We start from the raw sequence: 23,263 nt of genomic DNA, 5'->3' as shown, positions 1-23,263 counted from the left end.
TGAGGGGACGCTGACCCGCGCCGGTCTCCCGTACCGTCATCCCGTGGCGTGGCTGGCGTGGGTCTGGTTCGCGGCGACGTTCGCGCCGCTGATCTGGCGCAAGCGCTTCCCCGTCGCCGTCATCGCGGTCACCGGGGTCTCGACGTGGCTCTACTACGTCACCGGGCACTGGGGCCCGCTGATCGTCGCCCCCGCCGTCGCCGTGCTCTCCCTGCGCCGCACCAGGGTCGCCGAGCAGCGGAGCCGGCAGGTGGAGGAAGAGCGGCTGCGCATCGCGCGGGAGGTGCACGACGTCGTCGCGCACAGCCTCGCCATGATCAACGTGCAGGCCGGCGTCGCCGCGCACGTCGCCGACCGCCGTCCCGAAGAGGCGGTCAAGGCGCTCAAGGCGATCAAGGAGGCCAGCGGCCACGCGTTGGACGACCTGCGCGCCACCCTCGGCGTGCTGCGCACCGGCGAGGGCACGACGCCGGCGCCCAGCCTCGACCGCCTGGCCGAGCTGGTCGGACCGGTGCCGGTCGCCAAGGTCGTCGGCTCGCCGGGCGCGGTGCCCGCACCCGTCGACGCCGCCGCCTACCGGGTGGTCCAGGAGGCGTTGACCAACGCGCTGCGGTACGCGCCGGACGCGTCCGAGATCGTCATCTCGTTCGAGCGCACCGAGGAGGCCCTGGTCCTCACCGTCACCGACGACGGCACGGCCAGGGGCGGCCAGGCGCCGCAGGGCGCGGGCTCCGGCATCCGCGGCATGCGGGAGCGGGTCGAAGCGCTCGGCGGCACGCTGGTCGCGGGACCATCGGCCGCGGGCTTCACCGTCGAGGCGGTCCTACCGTGGGAGGTTCGTGGTGATCAGGGTGGTGCTGGCCGACGACCAGGCGTTGGTGCGCGCGGGGTTCCGCCTGCTGCTCGACACCGAGGACGGCTTCGAGGTCGTCGGCGAGGCCGGTGACGGCGCGGAGGCGGTCCGGCGCGCGCACGAGCACCGCCCGGACGTCGTGGTGATGGACATCCGGATGCCGGGCACGGACGGACTGGCCGCCACCCGGCAGATCTGCGCCGAGCTGCCGGAGGTGAAGGTGCTGGTGCTGACGACCTTCAACGTGGACGAGTACGTGTTCGAGGCGTTGCGGAGCGGCGCGTCGGGTTTCCTGCTCAAGGACACCGATCCGGTCGAGCTGCTGCGCGCCCTCACGGTGGTCGCGGAGGGTGAGGCGCTCCTCGCACCGAGCGTCACCCGGAAGTTGATCGAGGAGTTCGCGAATCGGCCGGAGCACCGCCGGCCGGACCCCCGGGCGCTGCGGGAGCTGACCGCTCGGGAGCGGGAGGTCCTCGCGCTCGTCGCGGCCGGCATGTCGAACGACGAGATCGCCGAGCACCTCGTGATCAGTCCGGCGACGTCGCGCACCCACGTCAGTCGGGTGATGACCAAACTGGGCGCGCGGGACCGCGCACAACTCGTGGTGCTCGCCTACGAATCAGGTTTGGTGTCACCGCGCCGAGGGTGAATATTCATTGTTGAGAACGTCTCGGGAACACATAGTCCGGGTTCGAAACTTCTGCGTAAAACGCGGAAAAATCACGGACAGTAACCGAAACGCCGATGGCCGCCGCATTGTGTGTGCGGCGGGTGACGTTAGCGGAAGATGTCAGGCGATAGCGCCGGGCGGCAGCTTCAGCGTGAACGGCAGCGTGGTCACGACCGCGAGGTCGGACGCCGTCATCTTCATCAGCGTGGGCGCGTTGCGCGAGCCGGGCTCGGGCAGGTCGAGCAACCGGTCCACGGCCTCGGCCAGCGGTCCCTCGTAAATCCAGACCGCCTGGGCGGCGCGCTGGCTGTCCCGGACGGCCGGCAGCCTGCCCGCGCGGGCCTCGGTCTCGGACCAGAACAGGATCGAGTCGATGAACCCTCTGCGCTGCTTGAACGCCATGATGCGGTCGAGCTGTCCGTCCTCGTCCCGGAGGTGGAGGAACTGGAACCCGCTTTCGCGCAGCTCGATGACCTTACTCAGTGCGAGATCCATGACGCACCTACCTCTGTTCTGAGGTCCCCTAGCAGGCACAGGTCGTACGACCCGAAATGATCGTACGGCAAGTGGACAAGCCGCCATAGGGACTAGACCGGCGGGGCGGTCTCAATACGGGTTCGCCCACCTTCGGATTTCGAAGCCGAGCGCAGGGCCCGAACCGTTCGCACTAAAAATGCCAGCGCCCCTGTGGTGACCAGGATCACAGTGGGCCACATACGATCCTCCGGTGCGTCAGGTGTCCTGTCACCGGAAGAGACGTCCGCCATGGCCGCTGGGTTGCACGCGGGACGGTTCTCGAATCCCCACCTTGAGGTGAACCACGAACAGGTGATGCGCCTGCCAACTACGCTGTTCGGCGTGAGCACCGACCCGCCGCCCAAGAGCCTCCCGGCGGTGCCGGAGTCGCTGCTGCCCCGCGAGCACGCCCTCTACCGGCCGCGGCACAGCGGTCGCCAGCGCACCGCGCTCACCCTCGCGGTCATCTTCTTCTGCGCGCCCGCCCTGCTGCTGCTGGTCGGCGTGCGCCCGGCGGAGTTCGAGAACCGCAAGCTCGCCGAGTTCCCGTCGATCACCGACGGCTGGGGCTTCTTCACCGGGTTCAACGCGTGGGCGAGCGACCACGTGCCGCTGCGCGACAAGGCCGTGGCCGCCGCGAACGGCATCAGCCGCGGCGTGTTCGGCGAGGCGCCGGACCTCGACCGGCGGCAGGACGTCGTCGGCCCGGTGCCGACGCCGCCGAAGGACCCGTCCGCGGACCTGCCCGACCCGACGGCGTTCGTCGACGCGATCGAGGGCAAGGACGACTGGCTGTACCTCGGCGCGGACGTCGAGGGCGCGTGCGACCCGGTGATGCCGATCGCCGAGGTGCACGCCCGGCTGGCCCGCCTGCGTGCCGCGGTCGAGTCGTCGGGGCGGCGGTTCCTGCTGGTCGTCGCGCCGAACAAGAGCACGATGGTGCCCGACTACCTGCCGTCGAAGTTCTACGGCAAGGACTGCTTCACCAAGGCGCGCGACGAGTTCTGGCGGGGCATCGGCAAGACGGGCGCGCTCGACCTGCGGTCGCGGATCGAGGAGACCGCCAAGCTGACCAACCGCCTGCCCTACCCCAAGTACGACAGCCACTGGACGCACGAGGGCAGCCTCGTGATGGCCCGCGTCATCACCGACACCGTCAAGCCGAACACCTCCAAGGCCTGGAAGGTCGAGCCGACGAAGGTGGTCGACCGCGAGGGCGACCTGGCGCCGCTGCTGGGCCGGACCGCGACGGACCCGATCCAGTCCTACGACCTCGCGCCCGACGGCAGCACGGTGCGCAACCACGAGATCACGCCCGACCCCAAGCCGCAGCGGTTCACGCAGCCGCCCTCGAAGGGCGTGGCGACCGCCAAGGTGGGGCTGCTCGGCGACTCGTTCGCCTACTACGCGGCGCAGTACCTGGTGGCCTGCTTCACCGACTTGACGATGGTGCACGTCGAACGCCTCACCCACGACCCGCGCGAGGTCGCCCGCGCCCTCGCGGCCAACGACGTCGTGGTGCTGGAAGCGGCCGAGCGGCTGCTCGTCAGCGGGCTGGACCCGGTGCTGGAACCGCCGGTCATCGACATCATCGCCGAGGAGATGGCGAAGCAGCCGCGCTAGCGGTGGCGGCCGTTCTCCTTGGCGTGGTTGGCGAGCAGGGACGCGACCGTCACCGCGGGTCCGTCGTCCTCGCGCAGCCGCCGGCGCCGGGGCGGTGGCGCCTCGTCGGCCTCGGGCTCCTCGACCGGCCAGACCGCCGCGGGCAGGTACTGGGTCGCGTCCTCCACCGGCGGGGGCGGGGGTGCCGGCCGCGGCGGCGCCGGGCGCGGCGGGGGTCGGACCGGCGTGCGCTGGGCGGGCGTGCCGCGCGGGGGAGTGCCGGGGACCGGTGATCCGTTGGCCGGGGCGCGCGGCGGCGTGCCGTTGGCCGAGCCGTTGACCGGGGAGCCGTTGACGGGGGAGCCGTTGACGGGCGTGCCCCTCGGCGGGGTGCCCGGAGCCGGCGTGCCGTTGACCGGCAGGCCGCGCGGGGGCGTGCCGGGGGCCGGAACGCCCTGTCGTGGTGCGCCGTTGACCGGTGCGCCGTTGACCGGTGCGCCGTTGACCGGCAGGCCCCGGGGCGGTGTGCGCGGAGGAGGTGTGCGCTGGAGCGGGTTGCCCTGCGGCGGGTTGCCCTGCGGCGGGGTGCGCGGTGGGGTGCGCTGCGGCGGTGGCGTGCGCAAGCGGACCGGTCGGAGCACCTCGGTCGGCGTCTCCCGCACGGGCGCGGGCTCGTCCGGCTCGTCGGACTCCGCCGGCCACTCGGCGTCCTCGACGTCGTCGAACTCGTCCTCGAACTCGTCGAGGTCGTCGTCCTCGAACTCGTCCGCCTCCAGCTCCGGCTCGGGTTCCGGCTCGGGCGCCGGCTTGCGGGACAGCTTCCGGGCCAGCGCGTGGCTCGGCTTCTCCACGTACCGGTAGCTCAGCTCCACCACGCCGAACGTCAGCGCCACCGCGAGCGGGATCGCCAGCAGCAGCGGCACGGCCGGCCGCATCAGGTCCAGCGCCACGAACGCCACGAGACCGTGCAGCAGGTAGATCGAGTAGCTGCGCTCCGAGAGCGCGATCCAGATCCTGCGCTCCTCGAGCCGCGACTCCGCGAAGTACCCGGCCATGAAGAACAGCAGCGCGAACGCCAGCGCGAGGTTGTACGAGGTGTCGAGCCGGCCGAGCTTGAGGAAGTCGGCGAGCACGTACAGCGACCAGGCGATGCCGACGTACAGGCCGCCCAGCCACAGCGGCACGCGCTTGCTCGTGGTCGCCCAGATGATCTGGCCGATGATCGGGATGGGCAGGTACGACACGTTCACCGCGAACAGCGCCCACGACGCGCCGAACTCGCGGGCGCTCATCATCACCACGAACACGAACGTCAGCTGCACGCCGATGGCGAGCCACGTCCAGCGCCGCATCACCGGCAGCAGCGCCACCAGCAGGAGGTAGAAGACGACCTCGACGACCAGCGTCCACGCGACGCCGACCATCACCACCTGCGGCACGATCAGGTAGTTGATCACCAGTGAGTTGGTGACGACGGTCCACCAGGTGATCGTCGGCTCCTCCGCGCCGATCAGCGTCCGCGCGCCGAGCAGGATCACGACGGCGGTCAGGAGCACCACGAACGTCATCGGGATGTAGACGCGCACCAACCGGTTGAGGCCGAACCGGCGCTGACCCTGGCGCAGCGCGATGGGCGTCACCACGAACCCGCTGACCAGGAAGAAGAACGGCACCGCGATCTGGCCGATGCCCTGCAACCCCATGTGCATCGGATCGCTGGTGAGCGCGTCGATGAAGTCGATGCCCGGCGTCGGCCCGACCTCGCGCTTGGCGACCCACTGCTCGGCGATGTGGCTGTAGAAGACGAGCAGCGCCGCCAACCCGCGTCCGATGTCGATGAACGCGATGCGGACCTTCGGCGGTGCCGTCTGACCGTCCAGGGGTCCGCCCCTTCCCAGTCGCCGCATCCCCCGCCGCCAGCATGGTAACGGAAGGCTCTCGATCAGACGGCGGATCGTGACCGTCCCGCGCGGCCGGTGGTGCTGCGGCGCCGTTCCCAGCGGCGGATCGCCCGATCGGCGGGCATCTCCACCCAGCGGTGCAGCGCCTCGGCCGCGAGGTACGCGACGGCGAGCCCGATCAGGACCACCAGGTTCTCGTCCAGGTGGGGGGTCAGGGTGTCGAAGACGGGGTAGATGGCGCACACGTGCACCAGGTAGATCGCGTAGGTGCGCTTGGCCCACGCCTTGACCAGCGCCGACCGGCTGACGCGGTCCTGCGCCTTCATCAGCAGCACCACCACGAGCACCGCGAGCAGCGCGGTGCGGGGCACGCCGTCGCCCTGGAACGTGAGGCCGAGCTTGTCCGCCCAGACCAGCAGCAGGAAGTGGACGGAGCCGATCGCCACGCCCGCCACCGGGTGGACCTTGCCGGAGTGCACCAGGGAGATCAGCTGCCCCAGGCACAGGAGCGGGATGTAGGTGGCGAACCCGGTGAAGTGCGCGCCGAAGAACTCGTTGTGCGGCGCGATGAGCAGCGTCAGGCACGACAGGGCCGCGATCACGAGCGGCGGCACCCAGGCCCACCTGCGCAGCAACGGGATGGACAGCGCCACCAGCACGTAGAAGACGATCTGCACGCGCAGCGTCCACGTGACGGCGAGCAGCGCGACGTCCGGTTCCGCGAACGTGTTGCCCAGCACCATGCCGAGCAGCAGCTTGTCGACGCCGAGCGGGCCTTCCCAGACCCGCGAGACGCGCAACCCGAAGTTGATCAGGCACCAGCCGATGAAGGTCACCGCGAACAACAGCGGCGCGAGGCGGGTGACGCGGCGGCGGAGGAACTGGCCGGGCGTCTCGCGGTTCGTCACGTGGGTGACCACGACACCGCTGACCACGAGGAAGAACGCGACGCCGACGAACGAGAGCCACGGGTGCAGGTGCAGCGTGCCCACGCTGACCCACTTGGTCCACGTCCCGGCCCACCACTGCTCGCCGTCGCCGGCGAACCAGGCGAGGACGTGGGTGAAGACGACCGCGCACGAGGCGATCACCCGCAGCAGGTCGAGGCCGTGCAGGTAGCCGTCGGGCTTGGCCGCGGCGGTCTCGGGCGGCTGCCGGACTTCGGTTGTGCTCATGCGAGGCGCTTTCGGCAGCGGTGCAGCAACTCGGCGGCGAGGCACGTGCACGTCAAGGAGATCGGGATGGCCACCGCGGGCGTGATCACGAGGTGCTGCGCGCCGAGCACGGCGTACCCGACGACCGGGATCGACACGAACAGCGGCAGCGCCCGGCTGTCCAGCCAGCGCACCACCCGCGTCCCGGCGATCGACGCGCCCCTCGGCAACGCGATCAGGAACAGCAGCAGCGCGTAGACCGCGGCCAGCGGGTGCCAGAACGCGGCGGTCTCGGGGAACACCCGTTCCGCCAGCACCACCAGCGCCAGGCACAGCAGGCCCAGCACCAGCGCGTGCCACCGCAGCAGCAGGTCGACGCGGTACAGCCACGCGACCTGGCCGAGCGTCGCCAGCGGCACGAGCGCCGCCGCCTGCCCGATCACGCGCAGCGCGTCGAGCTCACCGGTCGAGGTCGCCCACCCGCCCGCGAGCACGAGCAGGCACACGACTTCCAGCTGCACGAACACGGCCAAGCCGGGGACCCGGTGTTGCAGCGGCAGCAGCACCAGCAGGACCAGCGCGAACAACGCCACCGCGCCCACCGGCGTGGTGATCGCCGGGTCCACCAGCGGCTCCGCGCCCACGGCGGTCAGCAGCGCGCCGACCGCCGCGGCGACGACCACGGTGGGCAGTCCCCCGCGGGCCAGCCGCGCCGCGAACGGGAGTCGGTCCGCGCCGGCCGCGCGGGCGATGCCGGCGACCGTGAACCCGGCGACCATCAGCAGCAGCGCGACACCGAGGAACCCGAAGTCCTCGCCGACCCCGGTCGGCCGGTTGACCCAGTTGCGGACCACCAGGACCAGGTCGGACGAGTGACCGTGCCGGTCGAGCCAGAGACCGACGAGGTAGCTGTAGGCGATCAGGCACACGGCGGCGGCCGTCACCACGCTCACCCCCGCGACGGGGGTCCTCCGCTCATCCATCGGCCGGCAGCGCCTTGAGCTGCTTGCCCAGCAGGGAACCGAAGTCGGCCAGGTGCTCGACGCTCCGCGCGTTGAACTCGACCCGCGTGACCAGGTCACCGTGCACGTAGTGCGCACGCGCGGTCGCCTTGGCGCCCGGCCCGGAGTCCGGGTCCGGCACGACCTCCACGGCCCGGGTGACGCCGTCCTGCGCGGGCCGGCGGACCAGGCCGAACGAGAGCTGCAGCTCGTCGAGCTCGTCGGCGGCGCGCAGCGCCGCCTCCCGGTCGGCCATCCGGACCACCGCGACCAGGACCCGGCCTTCGGGGAGCTTCGACGACACGGTCATCCGCGACGCGCCCGCGCCTTCCCTGGTGAAGATCTCCGCCTCGGCCGGGTTCAGGAAGCCCAACTCCTCGACGTCGTGGAAGGCGAGCACGTGGTCGTAGTACTCGGTGCCCGAGTCGAAGTCGGCCACCGCGAGCCGAGGCGCGGCCTGGCGGCCTTCCTCGCCGGCGAGCGGGACGTTGCGCGCGTTGTCCGGCAGCGCCGGCGTGCCGAACAGCGCCCAGCCGGCGGTCACGACGACGACGAGCGACGCGATGATCGACAGGTCGCGGGGGAGGGAGGTGCGCGACGGCGTCCGGCGGTCGGACACGGAACCTCCTCATGGACGCGGCTCCCACCGGTGGGTGGGAGCCGCGTCGATTGTAAGTGAGGTGTTCGGTCGCCCGTGGCGAGAACGCTCAGGTCAGAGTGGTCGGAGCCAGAGGGTGACGAAGCCGGTGTCGACCGTGTCCGCCTGGCGCACCAGGTCCTCGTCGGCGTGCTCGGCGTCCGGGTCGGCGCCGAGCGGCACGGGGGCGTAGCCCATCTTGCGGTAGCCGAGGAGCACCTGGAGCGGGTCGTCGCCCAGTTCCACGATGGCGCTCGGGCAGAACTCGCACACCACGTGCGGGCGGTCGCGTTCCAGCACGGCGGTCAGGCCGGCGAGCGCCCGGTGGTCGCGGCCCTGCAGGTCGACCTTCACCAGCGTGACGCGGCGGTCGGTCACCTCGGCCCTGCCGTCGAGCCGGACGGCGGGGATCACCACGCCGCCCGTGCCCTCGTCGGACAGCTCGTGCGCCCGGTGGTCGCCGCTGTTGTCGTCCTCGGCCTGCACGAGGCGGATGCTGCCGTCCTCGTCCCACGCCGCGACCGGCAGCACGTCGACGGTCCGCGCGCCCTCGGCGCCCAGGTTGGCCACGACGTTGCGGCGCAGGTACTCGGCGTTGACCGGGTTGGCCTCCACCGCGACGACCGACGCGACGCCCTTGGCCCGCTGCAGCAGGCGCAGCGTGTGGTAGCCGACGTGCGCGCCGATGTCGAGGAACGTGCCGTCGCCGACGAGCCCGGCCATCAGGTCGGCCTCCTCGACCTCCCACGACCGGTGGTAGGCGAGCCACGGCAGCACGACGTTGTCCACGGGCAGCAGCAGGGCGCCCGCGTCGCACACCACGACGTCGGCTCCCGCGGGCACCGGCGCGTGCCGCAGCCGGGCCGTGTCCTGCACCGCGGACAGGGTCCGGGCCAGCTCGGTGATCCGCTGCTCGTCGCCGTCGAGCCGCTCGTCGCGCTCGGCGAACCGGGTGAACGTGGTGCGCTCGTCGTCCGCCAGCCGCGTCCACACCCGTTCCAGGGTGTTGTCGAGCTGCTGCTCCAGGTTCGTCAGGTTCGCCGCGTTGTCCTCGGCGGCGGCGCGGAACTCGTCCTGCGCGCTCGCGAGCCGGTTCTTGAGGCCCTCGTTCGCCCAGCGCGTCGACTCGACGTTCGACTCGACCGCCTCCAGCCGCGCGACCACGCTGTTCAACGTGTCCTCGACGCCGCCGACGAGCGTGCCCATCACCTTGCGCTGGTGCACGTCGTAGTGGTCGATGGCCCGCAGCACGGCCTTGCGCAGCGCGGGCGCCAGCGGCGTGCGCGACGCGGTGCCGACCTCGGCGCGCCACAGCAGCGCCTGCTTGGACTCGCGCAACGGCCGCAGCAGGTCCGCGCCCGGCAGCTCGGCCCGGTAGCCCGCGCCGCCGCTGCCCCGCCAGCTCTCGTGCGCGGCGCGCAGCTGCTCGGCCATCCACGTGGCGGCCCGCTTCACCGACCGCGTGCGCAGGATGTGCTCCCGGGCCGCACGACCGCGCCGGGCGGCCTCGGCCGGGTTGTCCGCGACCTCGCGCATGGCGCGGGCGGCGGCGTCCAGGTCGGGCTCGGCCCACACCGCGCCCGCCGGGTACGGGTGGTGGCCGGGGCCCACCGGCACCAGCTTGGCCGGCACCGGCCAGCCGGTCTTGGCGTCCAGGAACTCCGCGGTGCTGGAGTAGTCGGTGGAGATCACCGGCATGGCCCGCGCCATCGCCTCGGCCACGGTGAGGCCGAAGCCCTCGCTGCGGTGCAGGGAGACGTACGCGCTGCTGGACGCGTACAGGTCGTCCAGCTCCCGCACGGACAGGTAGCGCTCGACCAGCTCGATCCGCGGGTCGTCCATGACCTTCACCCGCAGCCGCTCGGCGGTGTGCGGGTTCTTGTCGCCGTTGATCGCCTTGAGCACCAGGCGCACGTCGTCGCGGCCCTCGAAGGCCCGCTGGAACGCCTCGACCAGGCCCCACGGGTTCTTGCGCTGGCCGATGCTGAAGAAGTCGAACGCGAACAGGAACTGCACCGGGTCGCCGGGGCGGCGCTCCGGCCGGGACACCGCGCCGGGGTCGCGCACGGGCACCGGGATCGCCTTCACCGGCACCGAGGTGTGCTTGGCGATGGCGTCGCGGCAGAACTCGCTGACCGTCCACACCTCGTCGACCAGGTCGAACGCGTGGTGCATCTCGCCGGGGAACTCCTCGAGCTCCCACGCCCACAGGCCGATCCGGTAGCGGTGGTGGCCCACGTGCGGCTGGTGGTCCAGCACCGCGCGGGTCTGGTCGGCGTTCACGCACAGCAGGCTGATCGGGAACCGCGGCCTGCCGACCGTGCCCGGCTCGGCCAGGCCCGTGCGGTTGGACACCAGCCGGTCCTCGACCACCGAGACGACCGGCACGCCGGACTCGCGGATCGCGTCGTGCACCAGCCGGGCCATCTCGCCGACGCCCAGCTCGGCGGTCAGGTAGCCGACCACGTTGACGCCGAACTCGTCCGACGGCTCGGACGGCTCGACCGGCTCGGCGGGCAGCGCCCACGCCGGCAGCGACGCCTCGGTCACGCCGGAACTCGCGCACCAGGAGCGGAACGGCGCGGCGTCACGGCTGTGCGGCAGCGGGAACGCGGTCTTCAGGTCGGGGCGCGACTCCCACACCGCGTGCACGAGACGGCTCAGCGTGGTGCCGACGGGCGCGTCGTCGGGCGGACCGGCGAGCCACCGGCGCAGCGCCTCGCCGCCGTCGGCGTCGAACGCGTGCGGCGGCACCTCGGTCGTCTGGTTGCCGGTCAGGCCCATGAGGTGCCCGCGCTCGGCCTTCACCCACGCGTCCCGGTACAGGGTGCGCATCGCCGGGCTGATCTTCGTGCCGTCGGCCATCTTGGCGAAGCCGTACGGGATCGACTCCAGCGTCTCGGCGTAACCGTTGCCCTGCAGGGCCGCGCGGTAGCCGTCGCACAGCTCGCGGACGGTGGGGTGCTCGGACAGCACCACGCGCGGCCGGTTCGGGGTGTGGTGCGACAGCAGCCACGGCTTCTCCGGCCGGTACCCGCTGTAGTGGAAGAACCGCAGCCGGTGGCCGCCCGCGGTCAGCACGCCGTCCGCGTCGCGCTCGACGGGGCGCTCGTGGATGTTCCAGTAGGCGACGTTGAAACCTGGGTCGCGCAGCACGGTGTTGCCGAACAGCGCGGGCACCTGGTCCACCCACCGCTGGTCGGTGAACAGCTGCTTCTCCGGCGCCACGATCGCGTCGTGGCGCAGGCGCTCGGCCCAGAAGTCCAGGAACGGCTCGGCGCCGGGACCGGTGGCCACGAAACCGAGGTTGAAGATCCCGGCGCCCATGATCGCCGCTTCGCTCGGGTCCTTGCCGTCGCGCGGCAGGGGGTGGAGGAAGTGCGGCGTGAGCACGATGCCGTGCGCGAGGGCCAGCTCCGCCAGTTCCGGCATCGGCGCGAAGACCTGGATGTCCGGGTCCAGGTAGATCACCACGTCGGCGTCGGCCCGCAGCTCGCGCAGCAGGTACGGCTTCACCGCCGTGGCCAGCTCGGTGATGTTGTAGGCCGTGGCCATGCGCAGGTAGTCGTCCGCGTCGATGCCGCTGGCCTCGGGGCCCACCGTGCGCAGCCGGCCCTGCCGCTCGCCCGAGCCGCGTGGCGCGTCGATCACCGCGATCACGAACTCGTGGTCCGGGTGGTGCTCGAGGTACGACGCGGCGAGGACGCGCGCGGCGGGCAGGTAGTTGCGGGCGACGACGGTGCACGCGGTGACGGCACCGCCGGCGGTGCGCGGGTCAGCCATCGGCGGCGAGCACCTCGAGCTCGGCTTCCAGGGCCTCGTCGAAGCCCTTGCGCGCGGCGGTGAGCGTGGACGAGGCCACGTCGACCCGGATGATCAGGTCCTTGCTGCTGTAGTGGCCGCGGACGCGGGCCAGCTGCGGGTCCTTCGCGTCGATCTGCCCGGCCAGCACGCCGGCGGGACCGTCCGTGACCTGCGTCATGCCGTTGTTGATCTGGGTGTTGTGCAGGCCGAGCACGGCGGCCGCGGCGGAGGCGGCGTCGGTGCCCTGCACGATCAGGATGATGCCCTTGGAACCGTCGTCCAGGGTGAACTGGGTCAGCTTGGTCTTGGTGGCGCCCGCGGTCGTGTAGAGCGCGGCCTCCGAGTCCAGCAGGTACTTGAGGTTCGGGACCGCCGTGAAGTCGGTCACCGCCTTGTTCGTGGCGACCTTGCCGGGGATCTCGCCGAGCGGCAGCGGGTCCGGCGGCGGCTGCGAGGTGGTGGTCGTGGTCGCGGTCGTCTCGGTGGTGTTGCCACCGGCCGTGGACGACGACTCGCCGCGCCCCCAGATCCAGTAGGCGCCGAACGCGATGCCCGCGAGCAGCACGACGGCCACCACGATGCCGATGACCTTGCCCTTGCCGCTGCCGCTGTCGTCGAAGACCTCGGGGCCCTGCGCGATCCAGCTCGGGTTGGCGTCGCCGATCGGGCTGTAGTTGTCGCCGCCCCACGGCGGCGTGCTCGACGGCGGGCCGGACTGCCAGCCACCCTGCTGCTGCTGTTGCGGCGGCGGCGGCATCTGGTGCTGCGGCGGCGCGATGGGGGTCACGTACTGGGTGCGGTCGGCGTCGGCCGGCCGCTGGCTGACCACCTGCGTCCGGTCCGGGTTCGCCTGCTGGGCGCCGGGCGTGACGATCTGGGTGGCGTCGGGGTTCTGGTTCGGCGGCGACGGCGGCACCGCGTCCCACCGCACGGGCGGCGCGAACGGGCCGCTGTTGGGCGGTGCGGCCGGGCCGCCACCCGAGGCGGCGGCGAGGAGTTCATCCCGGCGTCGGCGGTAGTCGTCGGCGCTGATCCGACCCTCCGCCAATGTGCGGTCCAGCTCTGCCAGGTCCTCTTGCCAGGACATTCCGCTCCTCCAGGGGTTGCCGCGCGAGCGCCATTGTGGCCTATGCGCCCGAGGGCGGTGCGGGCATCCGGCACTTGTGATGCTGTCGTTGCCGGCCACCGCTCCCAACGACGCGCGGGGCGGTGCGGTGACGGGTCCGGACGTGACGGAGTTCGCGTGTTGCCGCAGAGTGACAGTTCGGTCACTCGTATAGCATCGATGGTATGTCATGGGGTAGCGTCGAACTGGAGCCCGAAGTCCGGGACTGGCTCGAACAACTGGATACGGCACGGTTCGCTACTGCCGCTTTCTACATCGATCTGCTCGCCGACCAGGGCGTGCACCTCGGGGAGCCGTACACGCGGCAACTCGACGGGAAGTTGCGGGAACTGCGGTTCCACCTCGACGGTGACGCGGTCCGCGTGACGTACTGGATCGCCACCGGCAGGCGACTCGTGCTGTTGACGGTGTTCCGCAAGACCCGGATGAGGGAGGAGCGGGAGATCGATCGAGCGCGACGCGCATTGCGGCGTTGCGTGGAGGAAGCACACCGCGCGGACGATCACGATGGGAGTGGCGAGGGTGGCTGAACGCACGGACTGGCGGCAGCTCCGCGACCGGCGGATGTCCGAGCCGGGTGCGACGGAGGCCTACGAGGCCACTCGGATCGCCTTCGAACTGGGGAGGTCCGTGCGGGAGGTGCGGGAGCGACGGGGGTTGAGCCAGGCGCAGCTCGCCGAGGCCGCCGGGATGACGCAACCGGCCGTGGCCCGGTTCGAGGCGGGTGGGACCGTGCCGACGATCCCGGTCCTGGAACGCCTGGCGCGCGCGTTGGAGCTGGAGTTGGTCGTCCGGCTCGCCCCGCGGACCTCCGCCGCCTGACGGAGTCGATCACGAACGCCCGACCTGCGGTCGGGCTGCCGCGGGCTAACGCTTCCCCGCGCCGCGGGCGATCTTCAGGGTGTCGAACCCACCTCGCACCCGCGGAGTCGTGTTGCGCAAGCACCCCTCGTTGACGTTCCAAGGTGCCCTTCGCATCCTCGGGAAGCACGAGCCGCCCGGGATCGGGGTGTTGGACAAGGCGCTCGGCGGGGCGATCCTGGGTGCGGGCGCGGTGGCATTGGGTGGGGCGGCGTTGGCGCCCCTGGCCCTCATCACGCCCCTGTGGGGGTGGGTGGACCAGAAGAACGAGGCGGTCGGGTTGCTCCGCTCCCTCGCCCAAGGTCTGTCCACGCGCCTCGCGGGCGTCAACGGGCTGGAACGGCGCGAGCTGATCATCGCCGCGCACGGCACAGTCGTGGCGGCGGCGTTCTTCGAGGCGTTCGAGGACCTGGTGGGCAAGGCGCGGTTGAAGGCACTGGCGCTCACCCGCAAGGAACGCCGCCACCTCGCGTCCGCCGCCTACGCGCCACCGGACCCGGCGGTCGACTGGCTGCTCACCGCCGAGATCCCCATCCCGTCCTCCGCCCGCGGCTTCCACGAGAACCTGCCCCGCGTGGAGGAGTGGCTGCACGGCCTCACCCGGCGCACCTTCGACTTCCTCGGCGGCCTCGCCGACTGGCGCAACGACCCGGCCGTGAACCGCGCCCTGCTCACCGATCGGGCGCTGGAGCGCTACCAATCCCACTACCTCGACCTGGCCGCCCAGGTGCCCGAGTTCCTGATCTGGGCCGTGCTCGGCGAGCACGCGGCGACGCGCGCGGACAACGCCTCGGTCAAGGGCGTGCTCGCCACCCAGGGCGACGCCCTGGCCCGGGTCGAGGCGCTGCTCAACCTGGTCGCCGGCCACACCGTGCGCGGCGACCAGCCGGCCGTGCTGCACCGCGCGAACCGGGGCGTGCTCGCCCTCCCGGTCGTGCCCAACGAGGCCGAGCGCTACGGCGCGGAGATCACGTTCCCCACTATCGGGAAGGTCTTCGTCAACCCGCGCTACCGCATCACCACCGCCTCGCCCGGCAGCCGCCCGGCGGACGAGCACTGGTGGGGCTCGCTGCCGGTATTCGACGACCTCGACCTCCGGATCACCGGCCTCCTGCTGTCCGCCGACGCGACCCGCGTGCCGCTGCTCCTGCTCGGCCACCCCGGCGCCGGGAAGTCGCTGCTGACGAAAGTCCTCGCCGCCCGCCTGCCCGCCGCCGACTACACCGTGGTCCGCGTGCCGCTGCGCAACGTGGGCGCCAACGCCCCGATCATGGATCAGGTGCAGCAGGCGCTGGACCTGTCCACCAACCGCCGCATCCGGTGGCACGAGCTGACCGACCAGAGCGCCGACACCCTCCGCGTGGTGCTACTCGACGGCCTGGACGAGCTGCTGCAAGCCGCCCGGCACGACCGCAGCGGCTACCTCCAGCAGGTCGCCGAGTTCCAGCGCATCGAGGCCGACCAGGACCGGCCGGTGGTGTGCGTGGTGACCTCCCGCACGGTCGTCGCCGACCGGGTCGACATCCCCGAGGGCGCCGCGGTGCTGAAGCTGGAGGAGTTCGACGAGCGACAGATCGGGCAGTGGCTCGGCGTGTGGCGGCAGGCCAACGCCGGCGCCATCGCGGCCGGGCGCGTCCGCGAGCTGACCCCCGCCGAGGCGCTGCACCAACCGGATTTGGTCAGCCAGCCGTTGCTGCTGCTGATGCTCGCCCTCTACGCGGCCGATCCCGCCTCGCCGCCGCTGGACCGCGGCATGTCGAAGTCGGCGCTGTACGAGCGGATCTTCGACAACTTCGCCCGTCGTGAGGTGCTGAAGCGGGCCACCGACCCGTTGTCGCCCCGGGAGTTGGCGGCGGGCGTGCGGGACCAGGTCCACCGCCTGTCGGTGGCGGCGCTGGCCATGTTCAACCGGGGCGTGCAGCACCTGCGTGAGGCCGACCTCCAGGCCGACCTGGAGGCGTTGGGCGTGGTGCCCACGGGTTCGCGGGACGAGGGGCACGGGCAGCGGCTGCTGGGCGAGTTCTTCTTCGTGCACACGGCGGAGGCGAACCTCATCGGGCCGGCGGGGAGTGACCGGCGCGCCACTGAGCGGGCTTACGAATTCCTGCACGCGACCTTCGGCGAGTACCTGGTCGCGCGATTCGTGGTGAACGCGTTGTTGGACGTGGCGGCGAGCGCCTACGGCGGCAACCGGGGACCGCGCGAGCCCGACGATGAGCAGCTGTTTGCCATTCTCTCGCACCAGGTCCTCTTCTCCCGGGCCTCGATCGTGGCTTTCGCGATGGACGTCTTGAAGACCGCGCCGGCCGAGGAACGTGAGAACGTGCCGGAAGTCCTCTCCTCGCTGCTGAAGACCTATCGATCGCGGCGCGATTCGCAGCACTACGTGCCGTACCGCCCGACGCCGGTGGACCACGTCCGGCAGTTGGCCGCATACTCGGCGAACCTGGTGACGCTCACCGCCGCGTTCGGTGGCCTGGAGCAGGAGCGCGAGGTCTGGCGATCCACCGTGGGCCTGTGGCACTCCGCCCTGGACCGGGACGCGGTGACCGCCCTGGTCGGGCGCTTGGAGTTGAGCGAAGACAACCGGATCGTGTTGGTGGGCGGTCTCCGCAGCGGTCCGATGGAATTCAAGGCGGCGCGCCTCGTGGGCGACACCGCGTACGCGGAAAAATTCCGATACGGCTTGGCTGTCACCGGGGAAACCTTCTACGGGGGTGGCTTGGACTGGGCTGACTCAATGCTCAGTTGGATGACGCCGGTCATCGGCCCGATGAACAGCGGCGGTGTCTTCAATGTGCCTGGGCCGGAAGTCCCCAGCCAGGACGTCGTCAAGGTCGTAGCATATTTTCTGCGGTACATCGTGGTCAGCGCCCCCAAGCTCAGTGATTTGTGGGTGGCAAAGAAAATGCGCGTAGTGCTCACCGAGTTCCCGAAGGTGTACCACCTCGACCCGGTGGACTTGTTGCGCCTGGCGTACATCTACTCGGGTGCCTTCATGGACTTGCCGCAGTTGCACGACCCGGACCTGTACCGCGACTTCGCGGATGAGACCGAGATCGTCATGGCGGTGGTGGCGCGAAGGCTCATGGGCGACGAATCGGCGCACTCGCGGTGGAAAGCAGTGAGCGAGAAGGTGCTGGGCGTTCTGCCTTCGGTGATCACGATCAATCTGATGGCGGTCGACAAGCTCGTGCATCTGCTGGTCGGGAAGCGGTCGGACCAGCTGGTCGACGGAACCTAGGATGCGGGAGCGCTCTCCCACACGGCGCGGTGTGGGCCTCCGACGACCTGCCGCTCCGGGAGCCCGCCCATGCCCCACGGTCCGCTCGACCACCGCTACCGCGGCGAGCACCCCGTCCGCACCCTCCTCTACCTCTTCCGCGAGGACCGCGCGAAGCTCGGCCTCGGCGCCGGCGCGTTCTTCGTCAAGCACAGCCCCACCTGGCTCACCCCGGTCATCACCGCCCACGTCATCGACGTCGTCGTGGAGCGCGAGCCGGTCACCGGCATCTGGCTCGGCGCCGGGTTGCTGCTGGTCACGCTCGTGCTCAACTACCCGTTCGCGATCCTCTACACGCGCTGGTGGTACGGCAGCGCGCGCCGGATGGGCATGCGGATGCGGTCGGCGCTGAGCCGGCGCATGCAGCAGCTGTCCATCGGCTACCACGCGCGGGTCAGCGCGGGCGTGCTGCAGACCAAGGTCATCCGGGACGTCGAGAGCATCGAGACGTCCACCCAGCAGGTCGGCGACCAGGGCCTCTCGGCGCTGGCGACGCTGAGCGGCGCGCTGGTCGTGATCAGCTTCAGCGCGCCCGCGTTCCTGCCGGTGTTCCTGCTCGTCGTGCCCGCGGCGGCGGTGCTGGTGATGTGGCTGCGCGGCCGGCTGCGCGCGTACAACGAGTCGTTCCGGCAGGAGGTCGAGCAGCTGTCGTCGCGGGTCGGCGAGATGACCACGCTCATCCCGATCACCCGCGCCCACGGCCTGGAGAGCACCGCCCTCAACCGCATGGACGGCACGCTGCGCCAGGTCTTCGCCGCCGGCATGAAGCTCGACGGCCTCAACGTCCGCTTCGGCGCGCTGGCCTGGATCCTGCTCAACGCCCTCGGCGTCGGCTGCCTCGCCGGCGCGGCCCTGGCCGCCTACCACGGGTGGCTGTCCGTGACGCCGGGCGACGTGGTCATGCTCAGCGCCTACTTCGCCTCCCTGACCGGCGCGGTCACCACGCTGATGAGCCTCACGCCGCTGATCAGCAAGGGCCTGGAGTCGGTGCGCTCCCTCGGCGAGGTGCTCCAGGCGCCGGACCTGGAGCACAACGCGGGCAAGGCGCAGGTCGACGTCGTGCACGGCGGCGTGCGGTTCGAGGAGGTCGGGTTCGCCTACCCGGAGTCCGCGCGGAACTCGGTCAGCGACTTCACCCTCGACGTGCGGCCGGGCGAGACGATCGCGCTGGTCGGCGCGTCCGGCGCGGGCAAGTCGACGGCGGTGAACCTGGTCATCGGGTTCTTGCGGCCCACGCGGGGCCGCATCCTGCTCGACGGCGTCGACATGGAGGCGTTGGACCTGCGCAGCTACCGGCGGTTCGTGTCGGTGGTGCCGCAGGAGTCGATCCTGTTCGAGGGCACGATCCGGGACAACGTCACCTACGGCCTGGACGACGTGCCCGAGGACGTGGTGCGGCGGGCGTTGGCCGACGCGAACGCGCTGGAGTTCATCGACCGGCTGCCGGCCGGGCTGGACACCGTGGTCGGCGAGCGCGGCGCGCGGCTGTCCGGCGGCCAGAAGCAGCGGCTGGCGATCGCCCGGGCGCTGATCCGAGACCCGCGCGTGCTGGTGCTGGACGAGGCGACCTCCGCGCTGGACACCAAGTCCGAGGCGCTGGTGCAGCAGGCGCTGGCCCGACTGGTGCACGGCCGCACGGTGTTCGTGGTGGCGCACCGGCTGTCCACGATCCGCAACGCCGACCGGATCGTGGTGATGGACGACGGTCGGATCGTGGAGATCGGCTCGCACGACGAGCTGCTCCGGACCGGTGGCGCGTACGCGCGGGCGCAGAGCGCGTAGCCGGGGACCGCACGGGCTTCGGTGCGACGAAGGGGGCGGTTCCCGGCTACCGGGGGCCGCCCTCAGTTCTTCTTGGTGAGCAGGGTGGGTCCGACGATGCGGCGCGCGATCCGGCGCAACCGGCTGCGCGAGGTGGCGGGCGGCGTCGGCTTGGCGGCGGCGGGTGCGGCGGGGGCCGGTGCTTCGGCGGGCTCGGCGGGCTCGGCGGCGGGTGCGAACGCTTCGGCGGCGGCCGGGTTGGCGGGTGCGGCGGTGGGGGACGGGGTCACGGGGGACGGGGTCACGGGAGGCGCGGGGGCGAACGCCGCGGTCTGGCCGGTGGGCGCGAAGGGCGACGCGACGGTCTGGCCGATGGGCGCGAAGAGTGACGTGGTGGGAGGGCCGGCGGGCGCGGGGGCGAACGCGGTCGCCGCCGGGGCGGCGAGGGCGGGTGCGCCGTGGGCAGTGGGCGAGGCGGTCGGGACCGCGCCGGCGGCGCCGTCGAGCTTGCCCTTGAGGGCGTCGACGAGCCTGCCGTTGCTGTGGCCGTGACCGTTGGCCTGGCCGTTGCCGTTGGTGTGGCCGTTGAGCTTGCCGTTCGACCCGCCGGACACCGGCTCGAACTTCGTGGTCGCCGCCGCGATCGGCGTCAGGTTGGTCGCGGTCATCGGCTCGGCGGTGGGCCACGCGGGCTCCCGCACGGCGGCGATGGGCTGCACGCGGACCGTGGGCGTGTCGTTGGTTCGCTGGGGCTGGGTGGGCACCTGGCTGGACGTCACGCCTCGATCTTGCCAAAACACGTTCGGTTATCCGTTGCCGGGCGAGTCAGCAGAAGATGAACCCGCACGGTCTGCGGGTGGTCGTCGTGGTAGTCGTGGTGGTGGTGGGACGCCGCGTCGTGGTCGTCGTCGTGGTGGTCGGCCGCGCGGTGGTGGTCGTCGTCGTGGACGACGTGGTGGTGGCGGTGGTGGTCGTCGTGGTGGTCGTGGTCGACGACGCCGACGTGGTGCTCGTGCGGCTCGTCGACCTGCTGCTCGACGACGTGGCGTTGGTCGCGGTGGTCGTGCGGTCCGGCTGCTCGCTGCCCTTGACGACCACGATCTCGCCGCCGCCGGTCGGCTCCAGGCCGCGGGTCGGCTTGGTCGTGCTCCCGTTCACCGCCAGCAGGGCGGCCACCGCCGCGCCGACCAAGGCGCCGAACGCGAGCCGGCCGGGTCCACCCAACGCCGTGAGCATCCCCAACGACTACCGGCCTCACTCATTCGGGTCAAATCCCCGCGGACAACTGGTACCGGCCTGACACTTCGGGTATCTGGCCGGTACCAGGGGTCATCCGGGGACCCGGGTCACGCCTTGAGGCTCGCGTCGAGCGTGATCTCCGTGCCGGCCAGCGCCTTGCTGACCGGGCAGTTCTCCTTGGCGTTCGCGGCCGCGGCCGCGAAGCCCTCCTCGTCCAGCCCCGGCACGACCGCGGTGACGGTCAGGTGGATGCCGGTGATGCCGGTGCCGGGCTGGAACGTCACCTCGGCCGAGGTGACGACCTCCTGCGGCGGGGTGCCCGCCTGCGCGAGGCCGTGCGACAGCGCCATCGAGTAGCACGACGAGTGCGCGGCGGCGATGAGCTCCTCGGGGCTGGTCTTGCCGTTCGCCGCCTCGGCCCGGGACGGCCAGCTCACGTCGAACGTGCCGACGCCGGAGGACTCGAGGGCGACGTTGCCCGCGCCCTCCATCAGGTTGCCTTCCCAGCGCGTGGTCGCCTTGCGGGTGGTGGCCATGTTCTGCAACTCCGTCTTCGACGAGGAAACCCTTCGCCGCCAAACCTAATGGTGATCGTCGGCGCGCGCCCCGGCGCACACGCGAAAAGGGCCCCCGGTGCGATACCGGGAGCCCTTTTCGGAGAGCGGATGACGAGACTCGAACTCGCGACCCTCACCTTGGCAAGGTGATGCGCTACCAACTGCGCTACATCCGCCTGTTGACGACAACTATAGACCACGCTCGAACCGGGTTTCGACGGGGGGTCCCGATCGCGCCAGCAGCCGGTCCACCTCGGTCAACCGCTCCTTGGGCCAGCGCCACTCCCACAGGGGCCTGACCCGGTCGACGACCTCGGCGGGCAGCCACGGCGCCACCTCGTCGCGCAGCTCCCACTCGTCGAACACGTGCTCGTAGAAGCTGACCACGGACGCGTCGGACAGGAACCGCTCGGGCTGCCGGAAGCACCAGTGCGCGAAGCCGTACACCCGGCCCAGCGCCTCGCGGTCGCCGTCGCGGTGGGCCTCCAGCGCGAGTTGCCACAACTCGGACAGGAACACGTGGCAGGACCAGGACTCGCGCTCGACAACGGCGCTCAGCTCGGGGAGGAGGGCGGAAGCCCTTGTGCGCCAATCGACCACGCGGCAGGAGACTACTCGTCACCGGGCGGTCCGCAGCGCGGTCGGCCACCAGCCGACGCCCACCCGTGACCGCCCCGTCACCGAACGCGAGCACCCGCGCTGCGGTGCACAGGTGCTCTGACTAGGCCGAACGGCCGACACCGTCCGTCGGGTGTTCGGTATCGGCTCGCTATCACTTCGGGCCGGGACCAGCCGACTGTGGCATCTTGACCACTGGACCACAGGCGGGGCGGGAGGTGCCGGGGCGGGATGGCCGGAGATGCCGATGTCGACCTGGAACTGCTCGCCAGGGTCAGGGCGGGCGACGACGGCGCGTTCGGCGAGCTGTTCACCCGCCACGCCGACGCCGTTCGCCGGTTCGCCCTCCGGCACGTGCGCGAGCACGCCGAAGCCGACGACCTGACCGCCGAGGCCTTCTTCCGGGTCCTCCAGGCGATCCGCCGGGGCAACGGGCCCACCGAGCACGTCCGCACCTACCTGCTGACCGTCGCGCGCCGGGTGGCGTGGGAGTGGAGCGGGCGGCGGCGGGACGTGCCGGTGGAGGACGAGGAGCTGAGCCTGCGGGTCGAGCCGTTCCCGGACGTCACCGCGAACCGGCCGGAGCACGCGCTGATCTCCCGCGCCTTCACCAGCCTGCCCGAGCGGTGGCGCACGGTGCTGTGGCAGGTCGAGGTGGAGGGCGAGCGGCCGGCCGCGGTCGCGCCGCACTTCGGCCTGAGCCCGAACGCGATGGCGGCGCTGGCCCGCCGCGCCCGCGAGGGGCTGCGGGCGGCCTACCTCCAGGCGCACCTGGCCGAGGACACCGGGCCGGGCGCGTGCAGCTCCGTGGTCGCGAAGCTGGGCGCCTACACGGCGGGCGGCTCGCAGGGCGCCGAGCACCGGCGCATCCGCAAGCACCTGCGGACCTGCTCCTCCTGCAACGCGCTGCACGCCGAGCTGGTCGAGGTGTGCTCGACGTTGCGGGCGCACGCGGCGAGCATCGCCGTGCCGGTGGCCGCGACCGCGCTGCTGGGGCAGGCGGTGCTCGGGCCGGCGGCGACGGGCACGGCGGCGCTCGGACCCGCGGTGCTGGGCAAGGCGGCGTGGCTCACCGGGCGGGTGAAGTCGGCGCTGGCGGCCACCGCCTCGGTCGTCGCCGTCGGCCTGTTCGGGGTGCTGGCCGGCACGTTCACCGGCGCGCCCGGCCCGGCGCTGGTGCAGTCCGGCCCCGACGGCGCGCCCGGCGAGAACGTGCTGGACCTGTGCTCGACCGAGGCGACCACGACGGTGACCGGCACGGCGACCAGCGCGACGTCGCCGACGCCCGCCGACGCGCGGCGGGTCGTGCACCCCGGCACGGGGCAGGCGGGGCGCCCGGCGCCGACGACGACGTCCGCCCCGGTCCCGCCGCGGGTGGAGCCGACCGGGTCGACCGCGCCGGCCGAGCCGCGCGACCTGGACCCGACCACGACGTCGACGGCGGTCACCACCTCCGACCCGCGCACGGTCCTGCTGGTCACGACCACGACGACGACCGCGGCGACCACCACCGGACCGGCCAGGTCGGCCGAGCCGACGCCGCCGCCGGTCACGCCGACGACGGTGACGCTGCGCCCGACGCCGACCGGTCTGGGCGCCGCGTGACGGCCGGGGTTTCACCCGCGAGGTGCAAGACTTTGCCGGTAGCGTGGAAAGCGCTGAGTGATCGCTCGACGTCTT

At 71.9% G+C, this 23,263-nt stretch carries 19 protein-coding genes and 1 tRNA gene; 9 read left to right on the top strand and 11 right to left on the bottom strand.

Annotated features, from left to right (window positions below; translation table 11 throughout):
• Positions 1–43 precede the first annotated feature (43 nt).
• Together EDD40_RS23040 and EDD40_RS23035 are read left to right on the top strand one after the other, a co-directional pair.
• Entirely contained in the window at positions 44–946 is a 903-nt protein-coding gene (locus EDD40_RS23040) for a sensor histidine kinase (RefSeq protein ID WP_246037775.1), read from the top strand.
• On the top strand, positions 843–1,502 hold the full coding sequence (locus EDD40_RS23035; RefSeq protein WP_123748217.1) for a response regulator transcription factor: 660 nt from the start codon (positions 843–845) through the stop codon (positions 1,500–1,502). The genes EDD40_RS23040 and EDD40_RS23035 overlap by 104 nt, the downstream gene beginning before the upstream one ends.
• A 141-nt stretch (positions 1,503–1,643) precedes the next feature.
• Here the strand turns inward: EDD40_RS23035 and EDD40_RS23030 are convergent, their stop codons facing one another.
• Positions 1,644–2,018: a hypothetical protein gene (locus tag EDD40_RS23030; RefSeq protein WP_123744781.1), complete on the bottom strand. Its 375-nt coding sequence runs from the start codon at positions 2,016–2,018 to the stop codon at positions 1,644–1,646.
• A gap of 363 nt (positions 2,019–2,381) precedes the next feature.
• Here EDD40_RS23030 and EDD40_RS23025 point away from each other — a divergent pair, with 363 nt between their 5' ends.
• Positions 2,382–3,662, top strand: a complete 1,281-nt coding sequence (locus tag EDD40_RS23025; protein WP_170185173.1) for an alginate O-acetyltransferase AlgX-related protein — start codon at positions 2,382–2,384, stop codon at positions 3,660–3,662.
• On the opposite strand, the gene EDD40_RS23020 is transcribed toward EDD40_RS23025, so the two are convergent.
• The 6 genes from EDD40_RS23020 to EDD40_RS22995 all read right to left on the bottom strand — a co-directional run bounded on the left by EDD40_RS23020 (position 3,659) and on the right by EDD40_RS22995 (position 13,225).
• Entirely contained in the window at positions 3,659–5,548 is a 1,890-nt protein-coding gene (locus EDD40_RS23020; RefSeq protein ID WP_246037774.1) for an acyltransferase family protein, read from the bottom strand. The two genes, EDD40_RS23025 and EDD40_RS23020, sit on opposite strands and share 4 nt — an antisense overlap.
• A gap of 35 nt (positions 5,549–5,583) precedes the next feature.
• A complete protein-coding gene (locus EDD40_RS23015; RefSeq protein WP_123744779.1) occupies positions 5,584–6,717 on the bottom strand; it encodes an acyltransferase family protein in 1,134 nt (377 codons plus the stop codon).
• The gene (locus EDD40_RS23010) at positions 6,714–7,679 is read right to left on the bottom strand and encodes a hypothetical protein (protein ID WP_148088891.1); all 966 of its coding nucleotides are present in this window, start codon (positions 7,677–7,679) and stop codon (positions 6,714–6,716) included. Before EDD40_RS23010 ends, EDD40_RS23015 begins: the two co-directional genes overlap by 4 nt.
• Positions 7,672–8,316: a hypothetical protein gene (locus EDD40_RS23005; RefSeq protein WP_123744777.1), complete on the bottom strand. Its 645-nt coding sequence runs from the start codon at positions 8,314–8,316 to the stop codon at positions 7,672–7,674. The genes EDD40_RS23010 and EDD40_RS23005 overlap by 8 nt, the downstream gene beginning before the upstream one ends.
• A 93-nt stretch (positions 8,317–8,409) precedes the next feature.
• Entirely contained in the window at positions 8,410–12,117 is a 3,708-nt protein-coding gene (locus tag EDD40_RS23000; protein ID WP_123744776.1) for an FkbM family methyltransferase, read from the bottom strand.
• Positions 12,110–13,225 carry a hypothetical protein gene (locus EDD40_RS22995; protein WP_123744775.1) on the bottom strand — a complete coding sequence of 372 codons (1,116 nt, stop codon included), beginning with the start codon at positions 13,223–13,225 and terminating at the stop codon, positions 12,110–12,112. Before EDD40_RS22995 ends, EDD40_RS23000 begins: the two co-directional genes overlap by 8 nt.
• 203 nt (positions 13,226–13,428) lie before the next feature.
• On the opposite strand from EDD40_RS22995, the gene EDD40_RS22990 reads away from it, so the two are divergent.
• From EDD40_RS22990 to EDD40_RS22975, 4 genes are all read left to right on the top strand, one after another.
• Positions 13,429–13,794 (top strand): type II toxin-antitoxin system RelE/ParE family toxin, encoded by a 366-nt coding sequence (locus tag EDD40_RS22990; protein WP_123744774.1) that lies wholly within the window; start codon positions 13,429–13,431, stop codon positions 13,792–13,794.
• Complete coding sequence (locus tag EDD40_RS22985) at positions 13,787–14,086, top strand: helix-turn-helix domain-containing protein (RefSeq protein WP_123748216.1); 300 nt, start codon at positions 13,787–13,789, stop codon at positions 14,084–14,086. Before EDD40_RS22990 ends, EDD40_RS22985 begins: the two co-directional genes overlap by 8 nt.
• A gap of 112 nt (positions 14,087–14,198) precedes the next feature.
• On the top strand, positions 14,199–17,369 hold the full coding sequence (locus EDD40_RS22980) for an NACHT domain-containing protein (RefSeq protein ID WP_148088890.1): 3,171 nt from the start codon (positions 14,199–14,201) through the stop codon (positions 17,367–17,369).
• A gap of 69 nt (positions 17,370–17,438) precedes the next feature.
• Positions 17,439–19,190 carry an ABC transporter ATP-binding protein gene (locus tag EDD40_RS22975; RefSeq protein WP_123744772.1) on the top strand — a complete coding sequence of 584 codons (1,752 nt, stop codon included), beginning with the start codon at positions 17,439–17,441 and terminating at the stop codon, positions 19,188–19,190.
• Positions 19,191–19,252: 62 nt separating this feature from the next.
• On the opposite strand, the gene EDD40_RS41855 is transcribed toward EDD40_RS22975, so the two are convergent.
• A complete protein-coding gene (locus EDD40_RS41855; RefSeq protein WP_170185172.1) occupies positions 19,253–19,948 on the bottom strand; it encodes a hypothetical protein in 696 nt (231 codons plus the stop codon).
• Between the two features lie 77 nt (positions 19,949–20,025).
• Between EDD40_RS41855 and EDD40_RS42705 the strand changes: the two genes are divergently transcribed.
• Positions 20,026–20,469, top strand: a complete 444-nt coding sequence (locus EDD40_RS42705; protein ID WP_211348232.1) for a hypothetical protein — start codon at positions 20,026–20,028, stop codon at positions 20,467–20,469.
• Positions 20,470–20,515: 46 nt separating this feature from the next.
• Here EDD40_RS42705 and EDD40_RS22960 read toward each other — a convergent pair whose 3' ends face one another.
• The 3 genes from EDD40_RS22960 to EDD40_RS22950 all read right to left on the bottom strand — a co-directional run bounded on the left by EDD40_RS22960 (position 20,516) and on the right by EDD40_RS22950 (position 21,565).
• A complete protein-coding gene (locus tag EDD40_RS22960; protein WP_123748215.1) occupies positions 20,516–20,944 on the bottom strand; it encodes an OsmC family protein in 429 nt (142 codons plus the stop codon).
• Positions 20,945–21,068: 124 nt separating this feature from the next.
• Positions 21,069–21,141 (bottom strand) — tRNA-Gly (locus EDD40_RS22955).
• A 13-nt stretch (positions 21,142–21,154) separates the two neighbouring features.
• Positions 21,155–21,565, bottom strand: coding sequence for a DUF7674 family protein (locus tag EDD40_RS22950; RefSeq protein ID WP_123744771.1), 411 nt, complete (start codon positions 21,563–21,565; stop codon positions 21,155–21,157).
• A 249-nt stretch (positions 21,566–21,814) separates the two neighbouring features.
• Here EDD40_RS22950 and EDD40_RS22945 point away from each other — a divergent pair, with 249 nt between their 5' ends.
• Positions 21,815–23,188, top strand: coding sequence for a sigma-70 family RNA polymerase sigma factor (locus EDD40_RS22945; protein ID WP_123744770.1), 1,374 nt, complete (start codon positions 21,815–21,817; stop codon positions 23,186–23,188).
• Positions 23,189–23,263 lie beyond the last annotated feature (75 nt).

The sequence above is a fragment of the Saccharothrix texasensis genome (assembly GCF_003752005.1).
GTDB lineage: Bacteria > Actinomycetota > Actinomycetes > Mycobacteriales > Pseudonocardiaceae > Actinosynnema > Actinosynnema texasense.
This window is presented reverse-complemented; position numbering and strand designations above follow the sequence as displayed.

Excerpts from the sequence above, each read along its gene's own strand:
- EDD40_RS23015 (WP_123744779.1), bottom strand. The coding sequence starts at position 6,717 with ATGAGCACAACCGAAGTCCGGCAGCCGCCCGAGACCGCCGCGGCCAAG.
- EDD40_RS22960 (WP_123748215.1), bottom strand. The coding sequence starts at position 20,944 with ATGGCCACCACCCGCAAGGCGACCACGCGCTGGGAAGGCAACCTGATG.
- EDD40_RS23010 (WP_148088891.1), bottom strand. The coding sequence starts at position 7,679 with ATGGATGAGCGGAGGACCCCCGTCGCGGGGGTGAGCGTGGTGACGGCC.
- EDD40_RS22975 (WP_123744772.1), top strand. The coding sequence starts at position 17,439 with ATGCCCCACGGTCCGCTCGACCACCGCTACCGCGGCGAGCACCCCGTC.
- EDD40_RS23020 (WP_246037774.1), bottom strand. The coding sequence starts at position 5,548 with ATGCGGCGACTGGGAAGGGGCGGACCCCTGGACGGTCAGACGGCACCG.
- EDD40_RS23000 (WP_123744776.1), bottom strand. The coding sequence starts at position 12,117 with ATGGCTGACCCGCGCACCGCCGGCGGTGCCGTCACCGCGTGCACCGTC.
- EDD40_RS22995 (WP_123744775.1), bottom strand. The coding sequence starts at position 13,225 with ATGTCCTGGCAAGAGGACCTGGCAGAGCTGGACCGCACATTGGCGGAG.
- EDD40_RS22945 (WP_123744770.1), top strand. The coding sequence starts at position 21,815 with ATGGCCGGAGATGCCGATGTCGACCTGGAACTGCTCGCCAGGGTCAGG.
- EDD40_RS23030 (WP_123744781.1), bottom strand. The coding sequence starts at position 2,018 with ATGGATCTCGCACTGAGTAAGGTCATCGAGCTGCGCGAAAGCGGGTTC.
- EDD40_RS22990 (WP_123744774.1), top strand. The coding sequence starts at position 13,429 with ATGTCATGGGGTAGCGTCGAACTGGAGCCCGAAGTCCGGGACTGGCTC.